Origin of the sequence: Arthrobacter sp. SPG23 (assembly GCF_000876655.1) — a bacterium.
Lineage (GTDB): Bacteria > Actinomycetota > Actinomycetes > Actinomycetales > Micrococcaceae > Arthrobacter.
The window spans coordinates 40,052-62,147 of sequence record NZ_JYCN01000011.1 but is presented as its reverse complement, the minus strand read 5'-3'; the positions used below and the strand labels follow the sequence as shown (position 1 = coordinate 62,147).

Below are 22,096 nucleotides of genomic sequence, written 5' to 3'. Positions count from 1 at the left end.
TCGTCGTTTTACGGCACTTTAGCGCCACCCAACGAAAGGGTCCCCATGTCCCGCTCCGAAAAAGTCAGTTTCGAAGGATCCACCGGCGAATTGCTCTCCGGCATCATCGACGTGCCGGAAGGCCCGGTGAAGGGCTGGGGTGTGTTCTCGCACGGGTTCACGCTGGGCAAGGACAGCCCGTCGGCGTCCCGGATGTGCAAGGCGCTGGCGGACAACGGAGTGGGGATGCTCCGCTTCGACAACCTGGGGCTGGGCGATTCCGGCGGGTACTGGTCCGAGGGCTCCTTCAGCCACAAGGTGGCGGACACCGTCAAGGCCGCGGAGTTCATGCGGGCCGACGGTAAGCCGGTCTCGCTGCTGGTGGGGCATTCGTTCGGCGGTGCGGCTGTCCTGGCGGCCGCCAAGGAGATTCCCGGGCTCGACGCCGTGGCCACCGTGGGGGCCCCGTTCTCGCCCAAGCACGTGGCCCATGTGTTTGACGCGGCCTTGGACCGGATCCTGAGTGAAGGCAGCGCGGAGGTGGACCTGGGCGGAAAGCGCGTGGAGATCCGCCGGCACTTCGTGGAGGACCTGGAAAATGCGGACCTGACCGATTGCATCAAGCAGCTGCACAAACCCCTGATGGTGCTGCACTCCCCCACGGACAACACTGTGGGGATCGAAAACGCCAGCACCATCTTCCAGACCGCACGGCACCCGCGCAGCTTCGTCTCACTGGAAGGCAGCGACCACCTGCTGACCGGTAAAGGCCAGGCCGCCCGGGCCGCGAAAATTATTTCCGCGTGGGCAGATCAGTACCTCGACGCCGGCCGGTAGCCGCAGGCCGAGCCCGCTCCACCGGCGTCTTTCCGGGCTGGACCTGGCGGGAACCCCATCCGGTTGTCTTCGGAGCAGGGGCATTCTTCAGGTCCTCATCCCTGACGACCGACCACGCCGCTGACAGCAGGTAGACCTGGCTGACCAGGTTAAACCAGATAAGCAGCCCGATGATGATCGCGAAAGGCGCGAGAATCGGGTTGCGTCCGGCGTTGGCAAGCAGCTCCGTGCTGAAGATCTGGAGCACAGTGGTTCCCACAGCCGACAGGATGGTTCCTTCAAACAGTGCCCGCCGGGTAAGTTTCAGGCCCGCCGCCAGCCGGAACATGATCAGGGCGGTGACCCAGCCAAGGGCGAGTGGCACGCCCACTTTAATGGCGGTGGTCAGCGGCCAGGCCATCACCGGGTCCAGGTGCAGCTGCTCAGTGACCCAGCCGGCCGCGGTGCCGAAAATCAAGGAGGCCGCGGCGCTGAGCACCAGTGCCACGCCCAGCAGCAGCAAGGTACCGGCGTCCCGCAGTATCTGCAGGACCGGGTTGATCCCACGCGGGCCGAGCTGCATCATGCCCCGCACGCCGTCGCGGATACCGCTGATCCAGCCCAAGGCGGTGAAAACCGTTACGGCGGCAGCGATCACGGCGGCCCAGCCAAGGCCGGAGGGATTCAGCAGCTCATAGGGATCAACCAGCCCCTCCCCGCCGTCGACCTTCATCAGTCCGGGCGCAGCCTTGGCCACGCTCCTGATGACCTGATCCAGCAGGGCCGGCTGTCCGCTGAGGACGAGGCCGGCCAGGGAGAGCCCGGTAGCCAGCAGACCCGTGACGGAGAAGAACATCCTGAAGCCGATACCGGCCGCCATGAGCGGACCGTGCTGCAGGTTGTAGTGCTGGAACGCACGCATGGGACGGAAGGCATTCAGCCGCGCAAGCAGCCACTGGAACATGGCCGGCAGCCCGGCTACGGCGCCGCTGCCCGACCTGCGCGCCTTGCTCCACTCGACCTTCTTCCGGCTCACTTCCAGCTTCAGCCGGGCGCGTTCCGTGGGAAGCGGAGGATTATCTCCGCCCTGCGCCGCCGGGGCTACCAGTGCCGGACGTGCCTCGGGTGGGGTCAGTTTCGATGCCAAAGTCGAGTTCTTCCCGTAGCTGCCAAATGCCGTTGATGTCGTGCTCGTACAGCCCCATGCTAACCACAGGGAACGTGGCCCGGTAATCCTTCAGCACTGTTTCAGCCTCGTCCAGGCTCTCCGGCGCCACGTCGTGGGCAATGGTCACATGCGGGTGGTAGGCAAACGGCAGTTCGCGTTCCAGCGGCCCGGACTGCAGCTGTTCGTGCAGGTTCACGCAGTGGCCGAAACCGTCTTCGACGTTCAGGAAAACCACCGGGGAAACGGGCCTGAACGATCCGGTACCGGCGATGGTGACGGTGAACGGCTGCTGCCTGCGCGCGACGTCGCGGACGTGGCTTCGGGTGGCCTCCCAATCCTTGGTGGGAGTGGTGGTGACCAGCGTGATGTGCGCGGGAATGACGCCGGCCATGGGGTCCCCGAACGATGCCCGCCAGCGCTGGAGTTCCTCGGCAATGTCCGGCGGGAAGCCCAGGATGACGCCGACGCTCATCTCATCGGTGGTGGCCTGACGCTTACGTGGCGCTGTGCCCCGCATCATGGCAGCGTCATCATCGGCGGCAACGAATTTTCCCTCTCCGCGGTATGCAGGGGAGGTTTCGTTTGCTGTGACTTTGCTGGCTGATGACATGGGGCTAGTGGACTCCTGCGAGGGTGAGGGACGGCAGGAAGCCCATGCGCTCATAGACCTGGCCGAGAGTCACGGAGGCGATTTCCCGGGCACGTTCGGCGCCCTGGGCCAGGAGCCTGTCCAGCTCTGCCGGATCCGCCATCAGTTCGTTGGTCCGGTCCCGGAGGGGGGTGATGAAATCCACCATGACGTCCGCGAGGTCCTTTTTGAGGTGGCCGTACATCTTGCCCTGGTACTCCGCCTCCAGTTCGGCCACGGACTTCCCGGTGAGCGTCGAATAGATGGTGAGCAGGTTGGAGACCCCCGGCTTGGCTTCGGCGTCGAACCGGATCTCAGTCCCGGTGTCCGTCACTGCGGACTTGATGCGCTTCGCCGCGATCTTGGGGTCCTCCAGGAGCTGGATGGAACCGTGGGGCGAACCGCCCGTCTTGGACATCTTCGCCGTGGGGCTCTGGAGGTCGTAGATCTTGGCGGTGGCCTTGAGGATAGTGGCCTCAGGCACCGTGAACGTATGGCCAAAGCGGGTATTGAAGCGCTGGGCCAGGTTCCGGGTCAGCTCCAGGTGCTGCCGCTGGTCCTCGCCCACCGGGACGAGGTCGGTCTGGTACAGGAGGATGTCCGCTGCCATCAGGGTGGGGTAGGCGAACAGGCCCAGCGTTGCGGCGTCTGCCCCCGATTTCTGCGTCTTGTCCTTGAACTGCGTCATGCGGGAAGCCTCGCCGAAGCCGGTGATGCAGTTCAGCGCCCAAGCCAGCTGCGCGTGCTCGGGGACGTGGGACTGGACGAAGAAGATGCTCTTGTCCGGGTCGATGCCGGCCGCAATGTACTGGGCAGCAACCACGCGGGTGCGCTTGGCCAGCTCTGCCGGTTCGAAATCAACGGTGATGGCGTGGAGGTCCGGAATGAAGAACACGGCGTCGTATTCCGCCTGCATGTCTACCCAGTTGCGGACAGCACCGATGTAGTTGCCCAGGTGCAGCGAGTCCGCTGTGGGCTTGGCACCGGAAAGGATGCGTTTCTTGGTCACCGTGGAAGTCGAGCTAGTCATTGTAAGAAAAACCTTCGGGCTTAGAGCTGGTAGTCCACTACCAGCGGTGCGTGGTCGGAGAAGCGGGTGTCCCATGACGGCGCCCGGTCCACGGTCGCCGAGACGGCGGCTGCGGCAAGGGCGGGAGTGGCCATGTGGTAGTCGATGCGCCAGCCTGTATCGGTATCAAAGGCCTTGCCGCGCTGGGACCACCAGGTGTAGGGGCCGTCGACGTTTCCCGCCAAGCCCCTGTGGACATCCCTCCATCCGATTTCTTCGCCGAAGAAGCGGTCAAAGTACGCGCGCTCCTCGGGGAGGAAGCCTGCGCGCTTGACGTTGCCCTTCCAGTTCCTGATATCCAGCTCCGTGTGGCCCACGTTCAGGTCACCCACCACGAGGGCGTGGTCGCTGTGCTTCGCCAGCTCGGGAAGTCGGGTGGTCATGACATCGAGGAAGCGGTACTTGTCGTCCTGCTTAGGGGTTCCGGCCTCGCCGGAGTGAACGTAGGCGCTCGCCACGGTCAGGTGGACCGGGGCGCCGGCAGCGTCCGTCAAGCGGAAGTCAGCCTCCACCCAGCGGCCGGCGGTGGCGAAGTAGTCGTCCCCGATGTGCGGGCGCGTTGCAAGCGGCTCGGTCCGGGAGGCAATGGCCACGCCTGCGCGGCCCTTGGCATCGGCTTCTTCATGCAGGATGAACCAGTCGTCGCCCAGGAGTTCCCGGACGATCTTGTCCGGCGCCCTGACCTCCTGCAGGCAAAGTATGTCCACCTCGCGGGGCTCAAGCCACTCCGCCATGCCGTTACGGTAGGCAGCGCGGAGGCCGTTGACGTTGACTGATGCGATGCGAAGGTGGTCCTTCTTCAATGCCGAGCTCACCCGCTCCACTCTAGTCGATGATGGTTCCGCTGACAGGTTCGTCAGCACCACCGGAGGACTTGATCATGTCCCTGGCATTGGTGGCCGTGATTTCGATGGTTTCCAACGCGCGGCGGATGGTGTCCTGGTCCGCGGCAGCGTCCTTGGCCCGTTCCTGCTCAACGACCCGGACCTGGACCTGGACGATCTTGAAGGAGTGGTCCAGCTTCATGTCACGGACCTCGTCGGCTTCGTTGCGCGACCGGACCAGGCGAGTACCGCCGTGGTCGGCGCTGCCCGACGACGGCGCGCGGCCGGTCGCGGCGTTGAAGGCGTTCTGTGCCTCGTTGAGTTTGGCGGTCGCCTTCTTGGCCGCTTTCTGGATGCTGAAGACGACGAACGCTGCCAACGCGAGCCAGAAGCCGGCGATGACCGCCACAACCCAGCCGACGACGTCGTTCTGGTTGGCAGCGAAGATGACCGCCACCACGAAGGCGACGACAAACACCATCATTCCCGGGCCGCTGATTCGCAGCATGGAGAACCCGCCCTTGGCCGGGTTGGACGCAGAGTGAGGGTTACCCAAAGTTCGCATGGGTCTATTGTCTCAAATGCCGGAGCGGGCAAATGGACGCTTCCACCCGGGGCGAACGCTACTTCAGGAACAGCTTGCGCAGCCGTCCGGCCGTGAGCATGACGCCCAGCACGATCATCACGAGGTAGTAGCCGATGTGGATGGCGGTGGCGGGGGTGAAAATTCCCACGCTGATCTGCCGGAGCAGCTCCACCCCGTGCCACAGCGGCATGGCCTGGATCAGCCACTGGATGTACTGCGGGTACACGCTCAGCGGGTAGAACGTGGCGCTGAAAAGGAACATCGGCAGCATCACGAAGTTGATCCAGTCCATCTGCTGGAAGGTCTTCATGAAACTGGTGATCCCCATCCCGAAGCTGGCAAAACCGAAGGCGATCAGCACGGACGCGGGAATCATCAGGATGGCCCACGGTGTGGTGATCAGGCCCATGACGCCCATGACGGCGGTGAACCCGGTGGCGTACAGCAGGCCCCGCAGCAGAGCCAGGAAGATCTCCCCCATGGCCACGTCCAGCGGACCCAGCGAGGTGTAGAGCATGCCCTGGTACAGCTTGGCGAAGTTCATCTTGAAGAAGACGTTCCACGTGGAGTCGTACACGGCGCCGTTCATCGCGGACACCGCCAGGAGCGCCGGCGCGATGTATGCGGCGTAGCTGATTTCCTGGCCGCCGGGCCCCTGCACGGCGCCCACGATGGCGCCCAGGCCCACCCCCATGGAGATCAGGTAAAGCACCGGCTCGAAGAAGCCGGAGAGCATCACCATCCAGTTGCTGCTCTTGGTGGCCATGAGGCCGCGGGCAATGACCGCCCTGACGTTCCGTGAGTACATCGGCCCGAAGCGGCGGTTGCGCGCCGCCTCGGTGACACTGTGGCCTTCGGTGAGCGCGCTCATTGTCCCAGCCTCCGGACGAACTGGCGCGTGGTGAGCATCCACCCCGCCACTGCGAGGCCAACCAGGAACACAAGGTGCAGGACGGTCAGCAGGGGTGGCTCCTCGTAGCCGTAACTGAAGACGCGGCCCAGTTCGGTGCCGTGCCAGATCGGAGAAATCCACCCGATCCACCGCACCGCGAGCGGCAGGGAATCGAGCGGGAAGAAGGTTCCGGAAAACAGGAACAACGGCGTCACGATAAACCTCATCACCATGGCGAATTGTCCCTTGTCGTCCCTGATGGAGGCGGCATAGGCCATCAGCGGCAGGCCGAAGGAGAGCCCCGCGAGGGTGGCGACCAGGATTGACACCCAGCCCCAGCCGCTCGGTGAGGCGCCGAAAAGCGCCACCACCACGAAGTAGATGGCGGACTGCAGCAGAAACCGGAGGGTCACCGCCATGATGTGGCCGGAAGCGATCTGTTCAGGCGTGAGCGGCGAAGCGTGCGGCCCGTAGTAAACGCGCCGCCATTTGAAACCGTCCATGACCGGGAACGTGAATTCGTTGGCTGCCGTCATCACGGCAGCCGAGATCAGCAGCGCCGGGGCAATGAATGCCAGGTAGCTGACCCCGCCGAACCCGGCGTCGCTGTTCGTGTCCACGAGCGTGGCCAGGCCCACCCCCATGGCGAACAGGTAGGCCACCGGCTGGCCCACGCCGTACATGAGAATGGTCCAGCCGTAGCCCTTCATGACGCGGAGGACCTGCTCGGCGTAGTAGAAGGATCCCCACCGGCGGGCACGGGCCGCTGACACTGCCGGCGAATGGGCGCGCAGCACTGCAGGCCTGGCCGGCCCTCCGGCGTCCGCCACGGACGGCGCGGACCGCTCAGTCAACGAGGCTCCTCCCGGTGAGGCGGAGGAAGACATCCTCCAGGGATGACCGGCGCACCAGTGACGTGAGCGGACGCAGTCCACGGGCGGACACCTGTTCCAGCGCCGCCTCGCCGTCGTGCGCATAGATCAGCACGCGGTCCGGGAGCGTCTCAACCCGCTCGCCGATTCCTTCGAGTTCGGCACCGATCGTGGCATTGCGTTCCGACCCGAAGCGCAGCTCCAGGACTTCCCGGGTGGAGTACTCACGGATCAGGCTGGAAGGCGATCCCTCGGCCATGATGCGCCCCTTGTCCACCACGATGAGGCGGTCGCACAGCTGTTCCGCCTCGTCCATGTAATGCGTGGTGAGGATCAGCGTGACACCCTGCTCCTTGAGCCGGAAGAGCCTGTCCCAGAGGATGTGCCGGGCCTGCGGGTCCAGGCCCGTGGTGGGCTCGTCCAGCAGCAGGATCCGGGGTTCGTTGATCAGCGAGCGCGCAATGGTCAGCCGCCGCTTCATGCCGCCGGACAGTGCATCCACCTTGGACTTCGCCTTGTCCGTGAGCTGGGCGAACTCCAGCAGTTCATCAGCCTTGGGCCGCAGGTAGCTCATCGGCAGTCCGAAGTAGCGGCCGTAGACAAGGAGGTTGTCGCGGACCCGGAGCTCTTCGTCCAGGTTGTCCTGCTGCGGCACGACGCCGAGATGGGCGCGGACTTCCGGACCGTGGCTTTCCGGGTCGAGCCCCATGATGGACAGGCTCCCGGAGGTGCGCTGGGAGACGCCGCCGATCATCTTCATCGTGGTGGACTTGCCTGCACCGTTGGGTCCAAGCAGCCCGAAGGCCTCACCGGCCGGAACACTGAAGGAAATACCGTCGACGGCGGTGACGTCGCCATACGTCTTGGTGAGGTTTTCAGCGGTGATGACGTACTGCATCGGGTCGCCCTGGGTCTGGCTGCGGGTTGGTTTGCTTGACAGTTCTTCGTAGGACACAAGTTCAGGCACCCACACAACGTTAGTACGCACGTTCGAACAAAGAAAGAGTTGGATCTCAAAAAATCCATTCGATGTGGTTGGGCATGCGGGAATACATCTCCTGCGGTCCGAGCTGCCTGTTAAACCGGCAGGGCGCCTACCCCAAGGAAGTAGGCGCCCTGCGTGCCAGTTACCTGGCCCACCCGGAACTAGGCGGTGCCGGCGCTTTTCGCAGCCAGCTGGCGTTCCGCGGCTTCGACCACGTTGGTCATGAGCAGCGCCACGGTCATGGGCCCCACGCCGCCGGGGTTCGGCGAGATCCAGCCCGCTACCTCGGCCGCAGCGGGATCGATGTCGCCGTGGACCTTGCTCTTGCCCGTCTCAGGATCGGTTTCACGGGTGACGCCGACGTCGAGCAGGGCCGCGCCCGGCTTGACGTCCGCAGCCTTGACGATGTGCTTGGCACCCGCCGCGCCCACAATGACGTCCGCCTGCCGCAGCAGCTCCGAGAGGTTCTCGGTGCCCGTGTGCGTCAGCGTCACGGTGGCGTTCACGGACCGCCGGGTGAGCAGCAGGCCGATCGTGCGGCCGATCGTGACACCGCGGCCGACCACAACGACGTGCTTGCCCGAGAGGCTGTAGCCGTTGCGCTCCAGGAGCTCGATGACGCCGCGGGGCGTGCACGGCAGCGGCGAGGTGATCTCGCCGCTGACGTTGAGCACCAGCCGGCCAAGGTTGGTCGGGTGCAGGCCGTCGGCATCCTTGGCGGGGTCAATCCGCTCAAGGATGGCGTCAGTGTCCAAGTGCTTGGGCAGCGGCAGCTGCACGATGTAGCCGTGGCAGGCCGGGTCCGCATTGAGTTCGTCAATGAGGGCCTCGACCTCGGCCTGGGTGGCATCCGCCGGAAGCTCACGCTGGATCGAGTTCATCCCGATCTCCACAGACTGCTTGTGCTTCATGGACACGTACAGCTGCGAGGCAGGGTCCGCGCCCACGAGAACGGTGGCAATGCCCGGAGTGATTCCGTGGGCCTTCAGGGTGGCGACACGCTCAGCCAGCTCGGACTTGATGGCGGCAGCGGCGGCCTTGCCGTCCAGGATCTTCGCGGTCTGCGTCATGGACGGGGTCACCACTGCTCGTGCTGCGGGTACAGCGGGAAGTCGGCGGCAAGCTTGTCCACCCGGGCCTGCAGGGCCTCCACGTCCGTGGCGGAGCCGGCCTTCAGCGCGGTGGCGATGATCTCGGCAACCTCGGTGAATTCCTCGGCGCCGAAGCCGCGGGTGGCCAGGGCCGGAGTACCAATGCGGAGGCCGGACGTGACCATCGGCGGGCGGGGATCGAACGGAACGGCGTTGCGGTTGACCGTGATGCCGACCGAGTGGAGGAGGTCCTCGGCCTGCTGGCCGTCCAGCTGGGAATTGCGCAGGTCCACCAGGACCAGGTGCACGTCGGTGCCGCCGGTGAGCACGGAAACCCCGGCATCGGCGACGTCAGCCTGGTTCAGGCGGTCGGCGATGATCTTGGCACCTTCGAGGACGCGCTCCTGGCGCTCCTTGAATTCGGCGGTTCCGGCGATCTTGAAGGCAACGGCCTTGGCGGCGATGACGTGCATGAGCGGTCCGCCCTGCTGGCCCGGGAAGACGTTGGAGTTGAGCTTCTTGGCCCATTCCTGCTTGGCCAGGATCACACCGGAACGGGGACCTGCGAGGGTCTTGTGCACGGTGGAGGTGACGACGTCGGAGTGCGGCACCGGGCTCGGGTGGAGGCCCGCGGCCACCAGGCCGGCGAAGTGCGCCATGTCGGTCCAGAGCAGCGCGCCCACTTCATCGGCGATGGAGCGGAAGGCTGCGAAGTCCAGGTGGCGCGGGTAGGCGGACCAGCCGGCGATGATGACCTGGGGTTTCTCGGCGATGGCCTGCTCGCGGAGCTTGTCCATGTCGACGCGGAAGGTGTCCTGCTCCACCTGGTACGCGGCAACCTGGTACAGCTTGCCGGAGAAGTTGAGCTTCATGCCGTGCGTCAGATGGCCGCCGTGGGCCAGGGAGAGGCCCAGGATCTTGTCGCCGGGGGTGATCATGGCGGAGAGTGCTGCGGCGTTGGCCTGCGCACCGGAGTGCGGCTGGACGTTGGCGTATTCTGCGCCGAACAGGTCCTTGACGCGGTCGATCGCCAGCTGCTCGGCGATGTCCACGTATTCGCAGCCGCCGTAGTAGCGGCGGCCCGGGTAGCCCTCGGCGTACTTGTTGGTCAGGACGGAGCCCTGGGCTTCCATCACAGCGCGCGGGGCGAAGTTTTCGGAGGCGATCATTTCCAGGGTGCCGCGCTGGCGGCCAAGCTCCTGGTCAAGTACGGCGGCGATCTCGGGGTCGAGCTCAGCCAGCGGCAGGTTACTGACGGCGGAGGAAGTGCTGACGGAAGTCGGTGAAGTGGTCACGAAAAACTCCTGGCTAGGGATGGGCACTGCTAAGGTCAGGCTACCGGCTGTGACGCGGCTCCGCCCCTAGGTTACGGGCAGGACAGCGCCAGGGTTCGGCGGCGGTTAAACTGCCGACCGGCAAAACATGACCCTCGGCCCAGGCGTACGATCCGTGGTCTTCGTAAGTGCCGCTCCCTGATGGTTAGCCATCCAACGCCAGTTGCGACCGGTTAAGACTATCAAAACCTTTCCTGACGGCGACTCCGGCGCGGGTAGGCTGTTCTTCGTGATTGAAGACCAGCTTTCCTCCGCTTACGTACTGACCCTCTCCTGTCCGGACCGGCCCGGCATCGTGCATGCCGTAGCGGGCGCGCTGCTCGTGGCCGGCTGCAACATTACGGACTCGCAGCAGTACGGCAGCCAGACCACCGGCACGTTCTTCATGCGTGTGGAGGTCACCACTGCAGCTTCGCAGTCGGACGTCCACGCTGCGCTGGAGCCGGTGGCCGAGGCCTTCGGCATGCAGTGGAGCCTGAATCCCGCGGGCCGGAAGGTCCGCACGCTCCTGATGGCAAGCAAGTCCGCCCACTGCCTCAACGACCTCCTGTTCCTGCAGCGCTCCGGTACGCTGCCCATCGACATCCCCGCCATCGTGTCCAACCACGAGGACCTGGCCGGCCTGGCGGAGTTCTACGGCATTCCGTTCCACTACATTCCGGTGACTGCGGACACCAAGGACCGGGCCGAGGACCAGCTGCGGAAGATCATCGCCGAGGAAGACATCGAGTTGACCGTCCTGGCCCGCTACATGCAGATCCTGTCCAACGAGCTGTGCACGGAGCTCACCGGCAAGGCGATCAACATCCACCACTCGTTCCTGCCCTCCTTCAAGGGTGCCAAGCCGTACCACCAGGCCCATGCCCGCGGCGTGAAGCTGATCGGCGCCACGGCACACTACGTCACAGCCGCCCTCGACGAGGGGCCCATCATCGAGCAGGAAGTCATCCGCGTGGACCACCGCCGCACGGCAGAGCAGTTCGTGCAGATGGGCCGGGATGTGGAAGGCCGCACGCTGGCCCAGGCCGTCCAGTGGCACGCCGAGCACCGGGTGCTGCTGGACGGAAACAACACCGTCGTCTTCAACTAGGGTCCGGCAGGACGTGGCCCCGGCCGGCGACGACTCCGCAGCGCAGCGGCACAGCGGCGAGGACCGGCTGGCTGCGTTCTACAACCAGCGCGCCGTCCTGCATCCGGAGCACCCGCTGACACCGCAGCGGGTACGGCAGCGGGCGGCGTTCATAGCCAGGCTCAAGGCCGAGGGCCGGCACGGGGTGTTGGAGATCGGCACAGGCCCGGGGCTTGACGGGCTGAGCTTCGTGCAGGCCGGCATCCACTATACGGGTGTGGACCTGTCGGAGGAGCAGGTCCGGATAGCGACCGCCAAGGGCCTGAACGTGTCGGTTGCCAGTGCGCGGAACCTGCCGTTCGCCGACGGCGTCTTCCCGGCACTGTGGACCATGAGCACGCTGCTGCACATCCCGAACACGGACATCGACGACGTCGTCGGTGAACTCGTGCGGGTGGCCGCGCCGGGGGCGCCGATCGCCGTCGGCCTTTGGTCCGGGGACGATGAAGAGGTGCTCAACCCCGAGGACGTGATCCAGCCTCCGCGCTTTTTCAGCCGGCGCAGCGACCCCGCGCTGCAGCGGATCTTCGGCCGTCACGGCGAGGTCGAGGAATTCGTCACGTGGCCTGAGGGCACCGGCGCCGAGTCGGGCCCCGGTGCCGGGCACTGGACGCAGCACTACCAGTTCCTGGTCCTGCGCACTCCCCCGCCCCAACCCAAGTAGCTGGCAGTTAACGTCGCGAAATCCGCGAATGACGACGTTAAATGCGAGTCAGTTGGGGAAAGCGAGGGCCTAGGTTCCCCTGCGCGCGCTACCCATGTAGCCGCCCAGGAAAGCGGCTGCAATCGTGACGAGGGCCCCGAGCCGTGCCAGGCCGACGCCGAACCTGTGCCTGCCCCGGAGCCGTGCAGCCCAGGAGCCGGCGAAGATCAGCACGGCCGCGCCGTTCAAGCCTGCATGGACGACGCCAACCCGCTGCGTTCCCCGGCCGGCCAACGACCACTCCGCCCATCCTGACAGCGCGGTGGGAACGGCTGAAACGACGCCGAGGCCCATCAGGCGGGTTGCCGCCCGCTGGGTCCCTTCATCCGGGTACAGGTCCAGGAACATGGCCATGAACCACGCGCCGAACGGCACGTCGGTGAGGATGCCGTGCAGTGGTATTCCGGTTGCATCGCCGTGGAGGAAACTGCGGACTCGCTCGTTCTGGACCAGGCGGCCGGCCTTCGGCTCGGCAAACCGGACGGCCGGGTCAAGGACCTCCAGCTGCTCAATCCGCCGCATCAACCGGCGGAAGCGGCTGAGCCCGCCCGCTCCGGTCTTCCGCAGCTGAAGTCCTTGCAGTTCCAAACCGTGAAGGTCCAAGCCCCGAAGTTCCATGGCCCCATGCTAGTGAGCCAGCCCCGCGGCGTCACTAGGCACAAAGTCCGATGTGTTGGCCCTTTTTCGAAGGCCGGCGGGAGGAGTGTCCTAGGCTGGGCTCATGGCTCCTCTATATCCCTTTGCCGGCACCAGCCCGGATGTCCACCCTTCCGTTTTCGTCGCCCCCAGCGCATCAGTGATCGGCAACGCCACCCTCGCCGAGAACGCCAGCGCGTTCTACGGCGTCTCGGTCCGCGCGGACACCGCCGCGATCAAGGTGGGAACCGGCAGCAACCTGCAGGACAACGTAGTGCTCCACGCCGACCCGGGGTACCCCTGCACCGTCGGCGCCCGGGTCAGCGTGGGCCACAGCGCCGTCGTCCACGGCTGCACCGTGGAGGATGACTGCCTGATCGGTATGAGTGCCACCATCCTGAACGGTGCGGTGATCGGCGCCGGCTCGCTGGTGGCGGCCGGCGCCGTGGTGCTCGAAGGAACGGTCATCCCGCCCCGTTCCCTGGTGGCGGGCGTCCCGGCCAAAGTCCGCCGGGAACTCACCGACGAGGAGTTCGACGGCGTGAAGCGCAACGCCGCGCACTACCGCGAACTGGCGCAGGCGCACCGGGAGATGCACGCCGGCTAACGGCTGATTGAGCCCGCCGGGAAACAGGTTTCGGCAGGCTCAACCACCGGCCGTCAGTCCAGGCTGATCGGACCGAGAGCGTCGAGCAGTTCCCCCGGCCCCGGGTTCCCGGCCGCCGACCGGCCGCCGAGGTGGTTCACCACGCCCCACACCGCGTTGAGGCCGGTGGTGACTGCGCCCTCGGCCCAGCCGGCGGTGAAGGAGACGTCGTCCCCGGCCAGGAAGATGCCGCGCTGGGACTCCGGGAGCTTGTCCTGCTTGAAGTGCGTGAACAGCCGCTGCTGGTAACGGTAGTGCCCGGGAAGGTTTGCCTTGAAGGCGCCCATGAAGTTGGGGTCCGCCTCCCAGGAGACCGTGATGGGCTGGCCGATGATGTGGCTGGCGATGTCCACGCCCGGGTAGATCTGTTCCAGGGAATGCAGCATGAGCTCCACGCGCTGGTCCGCATCAAGCGCGAGCCATTTCAGGGCGTCGTCGTTCCAGGTGTAGGAGAGCAGGATGACCGCGGGCTTGTCCGGCCCGTCATCCAGCAGGTAGGTGGCACGGTTGAGCCGGTCCGTCAGGGTCATGGACAGCACGTCGCGGCCGGTGTCAGGATCGGTGTCCTTCCAGAACGGGCGGTCCACCATCACGAAGGTCTTGGAGGACTGCATGTAGTGCGAGCGTTCGATCGCGGTCCACAGCTCCGCCGGGAAGAGTGCCTCCTCGGTGTGGATCCGGGTGGACAGCAGCCAGGACTGGCAGGTGGTGACGACGGCGGCGTAGCTCGCTTCCCGGCCCCAGCGTTCGCGGAGGCGGAGATCGCCGTTGGCGTCCCGGCTGATCCGGTCCACGGCGCCGCGCGGTGAGCCTGAATGCAGGGACGCGAGTGACGTCCCTTCCGGCCAGTGGGCCATGCCCGACGGCGCGTGCTGCCACAGTGCCTCGGGGAGCCGCTGCGCTCCCCCGGCAATGAGGCGGTGCTGGTCGTCGGCGTCCGTATATACAACGCGCAGGATTTCGAGGATGGAATTGGGGAAGTCGGTGTCCCAGCCGCCGGTGCCGAATCCCACCTGCCCGAATGCCTCGCGGTGCGCGAAGCCCGCTGCCTTGAAGGACTCACTGGCGGCAATGAAGCCGTAGAACGTCTGTTCGTCCATGAGCGGCAGGAGCTCGTTCCAGATCTCCTTGATGCGGGCGGTGTCCCGCGCCCGGATGGCCTCCTGCATTTCGGTGAACATGGCGCCGTCGTTCACTGCGGCCTTCCAGGCGTCTGCCACTTCGCGGAAGAACGGCGGCAGGTCCGCCGGCGTGCTCGCGTAGTGCTTCTGTCCGGCCAGTTCGATGACGGTGCTGGAGGTTGCGGCGGCCAGCGGGTTCGGGAACTCCTGGGTCTGCAGGCCCAGCAGGTCCACGTAGTGGTAGAACGCCTTGCCGGACACCGGGAACCGCATGCCGCCAAGGTCAGCCACCACGCCCGGGGCTGAGGGGAAGCTGGCGGTCCGCAGCCGGCCGCCGATCTGGTCTGCCTCGTACAGGACCGGGCGGAGCCCCAGTTTCATCAGTTCGTAGGCGGTGACCAGGCCGGACAGGCCCGCGCCGACAACCGCCACTTCGGTCCCGTACAGCTCGGGCGGCACGGAGCCGAGGCCGTCCGGGTGGGCCAGGTAGTGGTCGTAGCTGAAGGGGAAGTCCGGGTTCAGCATGGTGATGGGGGCCTCGGCTGCCCGCGCCGCTGTGGAGGCGGATTCCAGGCTCGGGGCCGCAGCGGGATCGTTGGCCGGCAGTTCGGTGGCGATGGTCATGAAAGGTCTGCCTTCGTCGGTTCGGGGGTGGACAGTGTTGAAGCATGGCGCCCGCTCAGTTCACGGTATTCCTCGTGGCCCAGCGCCGCCACCCTGGAGTGCTTCCGGCCGTAACCGAAGTAGGCTGCGAGGCCCACCAGCATCCAGATGCCGAACACCGCCCAGGTGTCGGCGCCGAGGTTGGCCATGAGGTAGGCGCACATGAGGGCACCGAGGATGGGGGTCAGCGGGAACAACGGCACGCGGAAGGTGCGCTTGAGTTCAGGACGGTTGCGGCGCAGGTAGATGACGGCCACGTTGACCAGCGCGAAGGCGAACAGAGTGCCGATGCTGGTGGCGTCCGCCAGGTCACCGAGCGGTACCAGTCCGGCGGTGAGGGCCACGAGGATGCCGACGATCAGGGTCCCTGCGACCGGAGTGCCGGTGCGGGTCGACACGCGTCCAAAGACCCTGGGGATCAGGCCGTCGCGGGACATGGAGAGCAGGATGCGGGTCTGGCCGTAGAGGACGGTCAGGACGATGCTGGCGATAGCCAGTACGGCGCCGACGGCGAAGACGAGTGCGATCCACGGCTGACCGGTGGTTTCTTCGAGGATTTTCACGAGCGCGGCTTCGGTGCCGTCGAACCAGCCCCAGGGACGGGCGCCGATGGCGGCGACAGCCACGAGGACGTAGATGGTGGTGACGATGACCATGGAGAGCATGATGGCGCGTGGCAGGTCCCGCTTGGGATTGCGGGCTTCCTCGCCGGCGGTGGAGGCGGCGTCGAAGCCGATGTAGGAAAAGAACACGGTGGAGGCGGCGGCGGAGACGCCGGCGGCGCCCATCGGCAGGAGCGGCTCGAAGTTGCCTGCGTTGAAGGCAGTGAAGGCCACGGCGCAGAAGAAGAGGAGGATTGCCACCTTGACCACTACTATCGCGGTGTTGATCCAGGCGCTTTCCCGGGCCCCACGGACCAGCAGGATGGTGGCCAGGACCACGATGACAATGGCCGGGATGTTCATGATGCCGCCGTCACCGGGCGGCTGCGAAACGGCGTCGGGCAGGACCTGCCCGAACACTGCCAGGGTTTCGTTCACGTACTGGCCGGCGCCGACGGCCACGGCCGCCACCGACACGGCGTACTCGAGCACCAGGCACCAGCCGCAGATCCACGCCATGCCTTCGCCCATGGTGGCGTAGGTGTAGGAGTAGCTGGAACCGGCCACCGGCACCAGACCTGCCATTTCGGCGTAGGAGACGGCCGAGAGCAGGGCGGCCAGGCCGGCGATGGCGAACGAAATCCAGATCGCGGGACCGGCCAGAGGCACGGATTCGCCGAGGATCACCAGGATGCCGGTTCCCAGCGTGGCGCCCACGCTGATCATGGTCAGCTGCAGGACTCCGAAGCTGCGGACCAGTTTGGTGCCGCCGTGGCCGTTGTCGGCCTCGCTGACCATCTGGCCGATCGGCTTGCGGCGCAGCAGTTGAGCAGCAAGGCCCGGACGGCGGGCAGCGGCCGGCGGCCGGCCGGTGAGTGTAGGCGCAGTCATCATTGACGTCCGTTCGTGAGTAGTTATCGGCTTTCCCCTGGACCAGCTTAGGTTTGTGAGCCACCTCTCACCGTTGTGCAAATTGCCCTATAGTGTTCTGGCATGAGACTTAATGCACACATCGAAGGCCCGCAGAACGCGGCTCTCACCGGGCAGGTCAGCGTTGACCTCTCGGCCATTTCGGACAATATCCGCACCCTCCGCCAGCGGTCCGCGGCACCCCATTTCATGGCCGTGGTGAAAGGGAACGCCTACGGCCACGGGCTCGTTGACGTCGCCCGGGCGGCGCTCTCCGCCGGCGCGGACTGGCTGGGAACGGCACAGCTTCATGAGGCGATCGCCCTGCGCCGGGCGGGGATCACCGCCCCGGTGTTGTCCTGGCTGTACCTCGCGGCGGCCTCGAGCGGGACGATCCGGGAAGCGCTGGAGTACGACGTCGATGTCTCGCTGGGCAGCGTCGCCCAGCTCAACGTCGTGGCCGGCATCGCCCGCCGGCTGGACCGTCCCGCCGTCGTCCACCTTGAACTCGACACAGGGCTGAGCCGCGGCGGAGCGCGGGCGGAGGACTGGGCGGAGCTCGTTGCCGCAGCCAGGGCGGCGGAGCGCGACGGCACCCTCTCGGTGCGGGGTGTCTGGACGCACTTGGCCTGGGCCGATGTTCCGGCGCACCCGGCCAATCTGGCGGCAGTGGACGCCTTTGAAGAAGCCGTCCTCGCGGCCAGGGCAGCGGGCCTGGAACCGGAACTCCGGCACGTCTCGAGTTCCGCCAATATCCTTGACCGGCCCGAGTTCGCGTTCGACATGGTGCGCGCCGGCCTGGCTTTCTACGGGCTGGCGCCGGCGGACCACCTGGCCCCGGCCGACTTCGGCCTGCGCCCCGCCCTGACCGTGACGGCGCCTGTGGTGCTGGTCAAGAAAGTGCCCGCCGGAACCGGAGTGAGCTACGAGCACCAGGCGATCACGCACGAGCCGCGGTTCCTGGGGCTGATACCGCTGGGCTACGCGGACGGCATCCCCAAGGGCATTTCAGGCCGCAGCCTGATCCTCCTCGGCGGCCGCCGGGTACCGGTGATCGGCAAGGTCTGCATGGACCAGTTCATGGTGGACCTGGGCCCGGATGCCAACGGGGTGGCCGTTGGTGACACAGCCGTGCTATTTGGCGATCCGCGCACCGGGGCGGCGAGCGCCGATGACTGGGGTGCGGCGATCGGCAGCCACGGCGACGAGATCATCAACCGGATCGCCCCGCGCCTGCCGCGGGCCTACGAGTGCCCGGACTACCAGGAAGCCGGTGCCCGCGTTGGCGCCTGAGGCAACCGCCGAGCAGCTCGGCTTCGTCACGCTGGAACAGTTCCTGAACAAACTGCCGACGGGGCCGAAGATACTCCACGACGGCGGCAACGGCGCCGGGATGCTCCGCTGGGTGGAACCGAGCGAGCTGGAGGATCCCACACCGTACCTGTTGGACGGTGAGTTCATCCTCACGGCCGGGCTGCCGTTCCTCGGCGACGGCGGCAGCGCGGAGAATGTGGATGCCTATGTGCAGCGGCTGGTCGGCGCCGGGGTGGGGGCGCTGGGGTTCGGGCTGGAACCGTATTTCGACGCCGTCCCTGAAGCCGTGGTCGAGGCCTGCCGGCGCCACAACCTGACCCTCGTGGAGTTCCCCAGGACGGTTCCGTTCGCCGCGATCGGGCTGGAATTCTCGCAGCTGCTGGAGTCGGACAACGCCCGGGTGTTCCGGCAGCTGGCGGACACCAACCGGCAGCTGATGCGGGCGGTCCTCTCGGCCAGGCCGGAACACGAGCTGCTGGCGGCACTGGTGCAGCGGGTTCCGGCCTGGGCGCTCCTGGTCGGTGCCGACGGCCGGGTCCGCGCCCGGGCCGCTGGCACCGCCGTCGAACTTTCCGCCCTGCAGCCGCTGCTGAAACGGCTGCTGGCCGGCAGCGGCCCCCGGGTGGAGATGGAGCAGCTTGAGGAACCGGGGTCCACGGTGGTGTTCGGCCATCCGCTCCGCAGCACCCGGGACGCCAACCTCGGCGCGCTGGTCCTGGGCTCCGACGGTCCGCTCACCGCGGCGCAGAACAGCGTGGTGTCCTCCGTCGTCGGGCTACTGGAACTGCTCATGCGGCAGAGGACCAGCGGCTCGCTGGCACCAAGCCAGCTGGCGACGGCGCTGCTGCTGCACCCGGAAACCGTGGCCTCAGGCGGCACGAAGCACGTCAACGGCCTCAAAGACCTCCTCGCGCAAAGCATCTCCTCCACGCGCTCGGCACCCCTGCGGGTTGTCCAGGGCGTGAAGGCGGACACTGGCGGCCCTGCGGGCGAAAGCCCCGTGCGGGAACTTCTGCAGTGGCGGCGGATGTTCGACACCAAGCTGGTGGAGATCACCGATTACGGCTTTGCCGCCATCACCCGCCTCAAGGTGGACGAGGCACTGCTCGCCGAGACGGAGGCGCTCGGCTGGCGCCTGGTGGTCGGGGATGCCACGGAGTTCCCGGGCCTGGCTTCCGCGTACCAGCGGACCACCTCCCTGCGCGCGCGGGTGCAGGCAACAGGCCGGAGCGCCCGGGTGGATGAGGTGACCTGGTCCGTGGCCGGGCTTCTCGGCCGCGAGGCCGGCACCATGCTTGCGGCCCGGCTGCTGGAACCTGTCCTCGGCCAGGAGGATCCCGAGCGGCGGGACGCCCAGCTGGCGGTGCTGCGGACATGGCTGGGCGAGAACGGGAGCTGGGACGCCACGGCGAAAGCCATGGGCCTGCACCGCAACAGCGTCCGCCGCCAGATCAACGCTCTGGCCGAACTCCTGGACACCGACCTCAACCTGGCCCAGGTGCGGGCGGAGCTCTGGTTTGCCCTTCAGTACGTGGACGAAACCCCGGCAGCTGCTCCCCCGGGTGCCGCCGGCCCCGCCGTCGCCGCTATTCCTGTTGCCGATACTGATCCTGCTTCCGCCCCCGGGCCGCGCGATTCCCAGTCGCGGTAGAGGTCCGGCCGGCGCTCCCGGAGATACGGCACTCCCTCCCGGGCGTCGCGCGCGCTGGCTGCGGATACTTCCGCGTACAGAAGCTCCGGCGCCGGACCGGCCGCGGCCAACAGGGAGCCGTCCGGCCCGGCTATCACGCTGCCGCCCAGGAATTCACAGCCGTCCTCCTCCCCTGCATGGTTTGCGTAGGCCACGGTCAGCTGGCTCTCCAGCGCCCGGGCCCGCAGCAGGACCTGCGGGACGGAATCGAACCCCTGAGCCAGGGCCGTGGGGACCAGGAGCAGTTCGGCGCCGCGGACTGCGGCGGCGCGCACCGCTTCGGGGAATTCGACGTCGTAACAGATCACCATGGACGTCTTGATTCCGTGAAAATCCACGACGGCGGGGGGTTCGGTTGCAGGGCTGAACGCCTGGCGCTCCTCCGCACCGAACAGGTGCACCTTGGCGTAGTTCAGCAGTTCACCGCCCTCCCGGTCCACCATGGTGGACGTGATCTGCCACCGGCCGTCTGCGGTGACGGCCGGCAGGCTGTAGACCAGCGCGATGCGGTTCCGCCGCGCGATGCCGGCCAGATTCCGGCGGATGGACGGAAGCCTGGCTGGATCCAGTCCCGCCCGGACCCGGAGTGGCGCATAGCCCACCGGGAACAATTCCGGGGTGAGCAGCACGCGGGCCCCGGCGGCGGCCGCCGTCCGGGCGGCGTCATCCACCGCTGCACAGTTGGCTTCCACATCAAGTACGGCGGCGTTCGCCTGCAGGAGTGCCAGGAGCACCTTTGCCTCCGTATTCCTCAGTCAGGTCCGGGTCGTTCCGGTCGCCGGTGTTTCCCGGTCTTCGTCCAGCGTACCGAGGCGCCGCGGACGGCTCTCGGGATATTTTGACCCGCGGAAAGTCAGCGGCGGGCATTGCGCCCGGGCTGTCAGGGCACCAGCGAGGAGAGGCTGACGAATTCGTACCCGCGCGCACGCAGGCCCTCGATGATCGACGGTAGCGCGTCGGCGTCCAGGGTTGACCCGTCGGTTGGATGGGCACCGACGTGCATCAGAACGATCTCACCGGGAGTCGCCGCGGCAAGGACGCGGTCCCGCACGGACGTCACGGAGCGGCCGCCACTGGTGCCCTGCCACCCCAGTGAATCGACTGTCCAGCGGAACGCCACGTAACCGGCGTCGTTGACGACGGCGGTGTCGGCCGGAGTCCGGGCGCCGAAGGGGAACCGGAACAACGGCACGGTGGCACGGCCGGCCGCTGCCTTGACCGCACCGTCAGCAGCAGCGAGTTCGGCCATTATTTGTGCGTTGGTCAAGGTGGTGAAGTCGGGATGGGTGTCACTGTGATTGCCCACCGGGTGGCCACCCGCAACCATCGCCTGGACCGCACGCGGGTAATTGCGGGCAAATGCTCCGGTGACAAAGAACGTGGCGTCCACGTCGTTCCGTGCCAAGGTGTCCAGGATCGACGCCACGCCGGCGTCCGAGGCCCCGGCGTCGAACGTCAGGGCAACAACCGGGCGGGTGGTCTGAATCCGCTCAAGATCCACACCACGCCACTGGGCCGGAACTCCCCACGTAGCGGGCACATTGATAACCAGCGGCGCCGGACTGCCGGCTGCCTGCCATTCGGCAAAGGTGATGGGCCGGTATTCCGTGGGACCCGCGTACCAGATGGTGCTGCTCGAATATTCGCGGTAGAACTGGTCGCCTGTCACCCGGTTCACCACCCTCGGGGCGGGGAATGCCTGCTCACGCCACTGGTCGTAGCTGATGGGGGCGCCTTGTCCGGTGGCGAGGTCTGACATGCGGGCGATTGTGCTGGTCCATGAGAGTTTAAGGAAGCCCTCATTGTGCCGGCGGTCGAACGTTCGGAATCCGGAGGCCTCCCACTCCGGGTAGCTCAGCACATGACGTACCCCGCCGGGCTCCTCAACCAGGATCTGCGTGGAAGTGCCCCACTGGTAGAAGTAGCTTCCCCCGACGTACGGGACTACCCGCGGTGCAGGCGCTCCCGCCCTTTGCCATGACGCATAGTCGAGGGCCTCCCAGAGCCATGAATCGCTGTTGGCAGGATCGAAGTAGGTCACTGCGCTGATGGTGGGGGTCCAAGAATACTTCACGTAATCGGTGGGCGCCGGCCTGGGGGCGGGAAATCCGGCCGCGGCCCATTCCGCGTAGGTGATGCTGCGGATTTCGGCGCCGTCGCTCACCCGGTAGATGACTCCCGAATATTTCAGCAGGTAGTACCCGTCAGGTATTTGCGCTGCCGTCACGGTGCCGGCAGCGCTGAGACTTCCGAGGATCAGTGCGATGGCGGCCAGTACGGCCGTCAATAGTCTGTGAGGCTTCATGTCCAGCCCCCGATCGTGGGAGTGCCCGGATGGGCCTTTCCTGATAGTAACCCCGGAAGGGGCAACCGTCACGGGCCTTACCGCGATCATCCTTGCGTTAACTTCTTGACTACAACGGTGCAGATGGTGCACGC

20 protein-coding genes and 1 pseudogene are annotated in these 22,096 nt (G+C 66.5%); 6 read left to right on the top strand and 15 right to left on the bottom strand.

From position 1 onward, the window contains the following. Positions 1-45: 45 nt before the first annotated feature. Entirely contained in the window at positions 46-816 is a 771-nt protein-coding gene (locus TV39_RS05235; protein ID WP_043479320.1) for an alpha/beta hydrolase family protein, read from the top strand. Here the strand turns inward: TV39_RS05235 and TV39_RS05230 are convergent. The 10 genes from TV39_RS05230 to glyA all read right to left on the bottom strand — a co-directional run bounded on the left by TV39_RS05230 (position 773) and on the right by glyA (position 10,205). Then, positions 773-1,942 (bottom strand): YihY/virulence factor BrkB family protein, encoded by a 1,170-nt coding sequence (locus TV39_RS05230; protein ID WP_235347281.1) that lies wholly within the window; start codon positions 1,940-1,942, stop codon positions 773-775. The genes TV39_RS05235 and TV39_RS05230 overlap by 44 nt on opposite strands. Beyond that, positions 1,872-2,483: a 2'-5' RNA ligase family protein gene (locus TV39_RS05225; protein WP_235347284.1), complete on the bottom strand. Its 612-nt coding sequence runs from the start codon at positions 2,481-2,483 to the stop codon at positions 1,872-1,874. The genes TV39_RS05230 and TV39_RS05225 overlap by 71 nt, the downstream gene beginning before the upstream one ends. Before the next feature lie 94 nt (positions 2,484-2,577). After that, positions 2,578-3,621 (bottom strand): tryptophan--tRNA ligase, encoded by a 1,044-nt coding sequence (gene trpS, locus TV39_RS05220; protein ID WP_043479319.1) that lies wholly within the window; start codon positions 3,619-3,621, stop codon positions 2,578-2,580. 20 nt (positions 3,622-3,641) lie between these two features. Then, positions 3,642-4,475, bottom strand: a complete 834-nt coding sequence (locus tag TV39_RS05215; RefSeq protein ID WP_043479403.1) for an exodeoxyribonuclease III — start codon at positions 4,473-4,475, stop codon at positions 3,642-3,644. Positions 4,476-4,485: 10 nt separating this feature from the next. Then, the gene (locus TV39_RS05210; protein WP_043479318.1) at positions 4,486-5,049 is read right to left on the bottom strand and encodes a hypothetical protein; all 564 of its coding nucleotides are present in this window, start codon (positions 5,047-5,049) and stop codon (positions 4,486-4,488) included. Positions 5,050-5,107: 58 nt separating this feature from the next. After that, positions 5,108-5,941: an ABC transporter permease gene (locus TV39_RS05205; RefSeq protein WP_043479317.1), complete on the bottom strand. Its 834-nt coding sequence runs from the start codon at positions 5,939-5,941 to the stop codon at positions 5,108-5,110. Next, positions 5,938-6,816 (bottom strand): ABC transporter permease, encoded by an 879-nt coding sequence (locus TV39_RS05200; protein ID WP_043479315.1) that lies wholly within the window; start codon positions 6,814-6,816, stop codon positions 5,938-5,940. Before TV39_RS05200 ends, TV39_RS05205 begins: the two co-directional genes overlap by 4 nt. Beyond that, the gene (locus TV39_RS05195; RefSeq protein ID WP_043479401.1) at positions 6,809-7,732 is read right to left on the bottom strand and encodes an ABC transporter ATP-binding protein; all 924 of its coding nucleotides are present in this window, start codon (positions 7,730-7,732) and stop codon (positions 6,809-6,811) included. The genes TV39_RS05200 and TV39_RS05195 overlap by 8 nt, the downstream gene beginning before the upstream one ends. Positions 7,733-7,980: 248 nt before the next feature. Beyond that, positions 7,981-8,889, bottom strand: a complete 909-nt coding sequence (locus TV39_RS05190) for a bifunctional methylenetetrahydrofolate dehydrogenase/methenyltetrahydrofolate cyclohydrolase (RefSeq protein WP_043479399.1) — start codon at positions 8,887-8,889, stop codon at positions 7,981-7,983. Between the two features lie 8 nt (positions 8,890-8,897). Next, on the bottom strand, positions 8,898-10,205 hold the full coding sequence (gene glyA / locus TV39_RS05185; RefSeq protein WP_043479313.1) for a serine hydroxymethyltransferase: 1,308 nt from the start codon (positions 10,203-10,205) through the stop codon (positions 8,898-8,900). A gap of 268 nt (positions 10,206-10,473) precedes the next feature. On the opposite strand from glyA, the gene purU reads away from it, so the two are divergent. Both purU and TV39_RS05175 read left to right on the top strand, forming a co-directional pair. Next, a complete protein-coding gene (gene purU, locus TV39_RS05180; protein WP_043479397.1) occupies positions 10,474-11,334 on the top strand; it encodes a formyltetrahydrofolate deformylase in 861 nt (286 codons plus the stop codon). A gap of 13 nt (positions 11,335-11,347) precedes the next feature. Next, on the top strand, positions 11,348-12,037 hold the full coding sequence (locus TV39_RS05175; RefSeq protein WP_043479311.1) for a class I SAM-dependent methyltransferase: 690 nt from the start codon (positions 11,348-11,350) through the stop codon (positions 12,035-12,037). A 69-nt stretch (positions 12,038-12,106) separates the two neighbouring features. Here TV39_RS05175 and TV39_RS05170 read toward each other — a convergent pair whose 3' ends face one another. Beyond that, positions 12,107-12,694, bottom strand: a complete 588-nt coding sequence (locus TV39_RS05170; protein ID WP_052500500.1) for a DUF2231 domain-containing protein — start codon at positions 12,692-12,694, stop codon at positions 12,107-12,109. Positions 12,695-12,797: 103 nt separating this feature from the next. On the opposite strand from TV39_RS05170, the gene TV39_RS05165 reads away from it, so the two are divergent. After that, entirely contained in the window at positions 12,798-13,319 is a 522-nt protein-coding gene (locus TV39_RS05165; protein WP_043479308.1) for a gamma carbonic anhydrase family protein, read from the top strand. Between the two features lie 53 nt (positions 13,320-13,372). Here the strand turns inward: TV39_RS05165 and TV39_RS05160 are convergent, their stop codons facing one another. Both TV39_RS05160 and TV39_RS05155 read right to left on the bottom strand, forming a co-directional pair. Further along, the gene (locus TV39_RS05160; protein ID WP_200890955.1) at positions 13,373-15,103 is read right to left on the bottom strand and encodes a flavin monoamine oxidase family protein; all 1,731 of its coding nucleotides are present in this window, start codon (positions 15,101-15,103) and stop codon (positions 13,373-13,375) included. Next, positions 15,100-16,635, bottom strand: coding sequence for an amino acid permease (locus tag TV39_RS05155; RefSeq protein WP_043479391.1), 1,536 nt, complete (start codon positions 16,633-16,635; stop codon positions 15,100-15,102). Before TV39_RS05155 ends, TV39_RS05160 begins: the two co-directional genes overlap by 4 nt. A 102-nt stretch (positions 16,636-16,737) precedes the next feature. On the opposite strand from TV39_RS05155, the gene alr reads away from it, so the two are divergent. Beyond that, positions 16,738-17,946, top strand: coding sequence for an alanine racemase (alr, locus tag TV39_RS05150; RefSeq protein WP_043479306.1), 1,209 nt, complete (start codon positions 16,738-16,740; stop codon positions 17,944-17,946). Next, entirely contained in the window at positions 17,927-19,618 is a 1,692-nt protein-coding gene (locus TV39_RS05145) for a PucR family transcriptional regulator ligand-binding domain-containing protein (protein ID WP_442853483.1), read from the top strand. The genes alr and TV39_RS05145 overlap by 20 nt, the downstream gene beginning before the upstream one ends. On the opposite strand, the pseudogene TV39_RS21585 reads toward TV39_RS05145, so the two are convergent. Then, positions 19,600-20,391: pseudogene (locus TV39_RS21585) on the bottom strand (nitrilase-related carbon-nitrogen hydrolase); the annotation flags it as partial. The gene TV39_RS05145 and the pseudogene TV39_RS21585 overlap by 19 nt on opposite strands. A 146-nt stretch (positions 20,392-20,537) precedes the next feature. Next, a complete protein-coding gene (locus TV39_RS22325; RefSeq protein WP_200890954.1) occupies positions 20,538-21,962 on the bottom strand; it encodes a polysaccharide deacetylase family protein in 1,425 nt (474 codons plus the stop codon). Positions 21,963-22,096 lie beyond the last annotated feature (134 nt).

Excerpts from the sequence above, each read along its gene's own strand:
- TV39_RS05235 (WP_043479320.1), top strand. The coding sequence starts at position 46 with ATGTCCCGCTCCGAAAAAGTCAGTTTCGAAGGATCCACCGGCGAATTG.
- TV39_RS05225 (WP_235347284.1), bottom strand. The coding sequence starts at position 2,483 with ATGATGCGGGGCACAGCGCCACGTAAGCGTCAGGCCACCACCGATGAG.
- trpS (WP_043479319.1), bottom strand. The coding sequence starts at position 3,621 with ATGACTAGCTCGACTTCCACGGTGACCAAGAAACGCATCCTTTCCGGT.
- TV39_RS05210 (WP_043479318.1), bottom strand. The coding sequence starts at position 5,049 with ATGCGAACTTTGGGTAACCCTCACTCTGCGTCCAACCCGGCCAAGGGC.
- TV39_RS05205 (WP_043479317.1), bottom strand. The coding sequence starts at position 5,941 with ATGAGCGCGCTCACCGAAGGCCACAGTGTCACCGAGGCGGCGCGCAAC.
- TV39_RS05195 (WP_043479401.1), bottom strand. The coding sequence starts at position 7,732 with ATGCAGTACGTCATCACCGCTGAAAACCTCACCAAGACGTATGGCGAC.
- TV39_RS05190 (WP_043479399.1), bottom strand. The coding sequence starts at position 8,889 with ATGACGCAGACCGCGAAGATCCTGGACGGCAAGGCCGCCGCTGCCGCC.
- TV39_RS05170 (WP_052500500.1), bottom strand. The coding sequence starts at position 12,694 with ATGGAACTTCGGGGCTTGGACCTTCACGGTTTGGAACTGCAAGGACTT.
- TV39_RS05165 (WP_043479308.1), top strand. The coding sequence starts at position 12,798 with ATGGCTCCTCTATATCCCTTTGCCGGCACCAGCCCGGATGTCCACCCT.
- TV39_RS05160 (WP_200890955.1), bottom strand. The coding sequence starts at position 15,103 with ATGACCATCGCCACCGAACTGCCGGCCAACGATCCCGCTGCGGCCCCG.
- TV39_RS05155 (WP_043479391.1), bottom strand. The coding sequence starts at position 16,635 with ATGACTGCGCCTACACTCACCGGCCGGCCGCCGGCCGCTGCCCGCCGT.
- alr (WP_043479306.1), top strand. The coding sequence starts at position 16,738 with ATGAGACTTAATGCACACATCGAAGGCCCGCAGAACGCGGCTCTCACC.
- TV39_RS22325 (WP_200890954.1), bottom strand. The coding sequence starts at position 21,962 with ATGAAGCCTCACAGACTATTGACGGCCGTACTGGCCGCCATCGCACTG.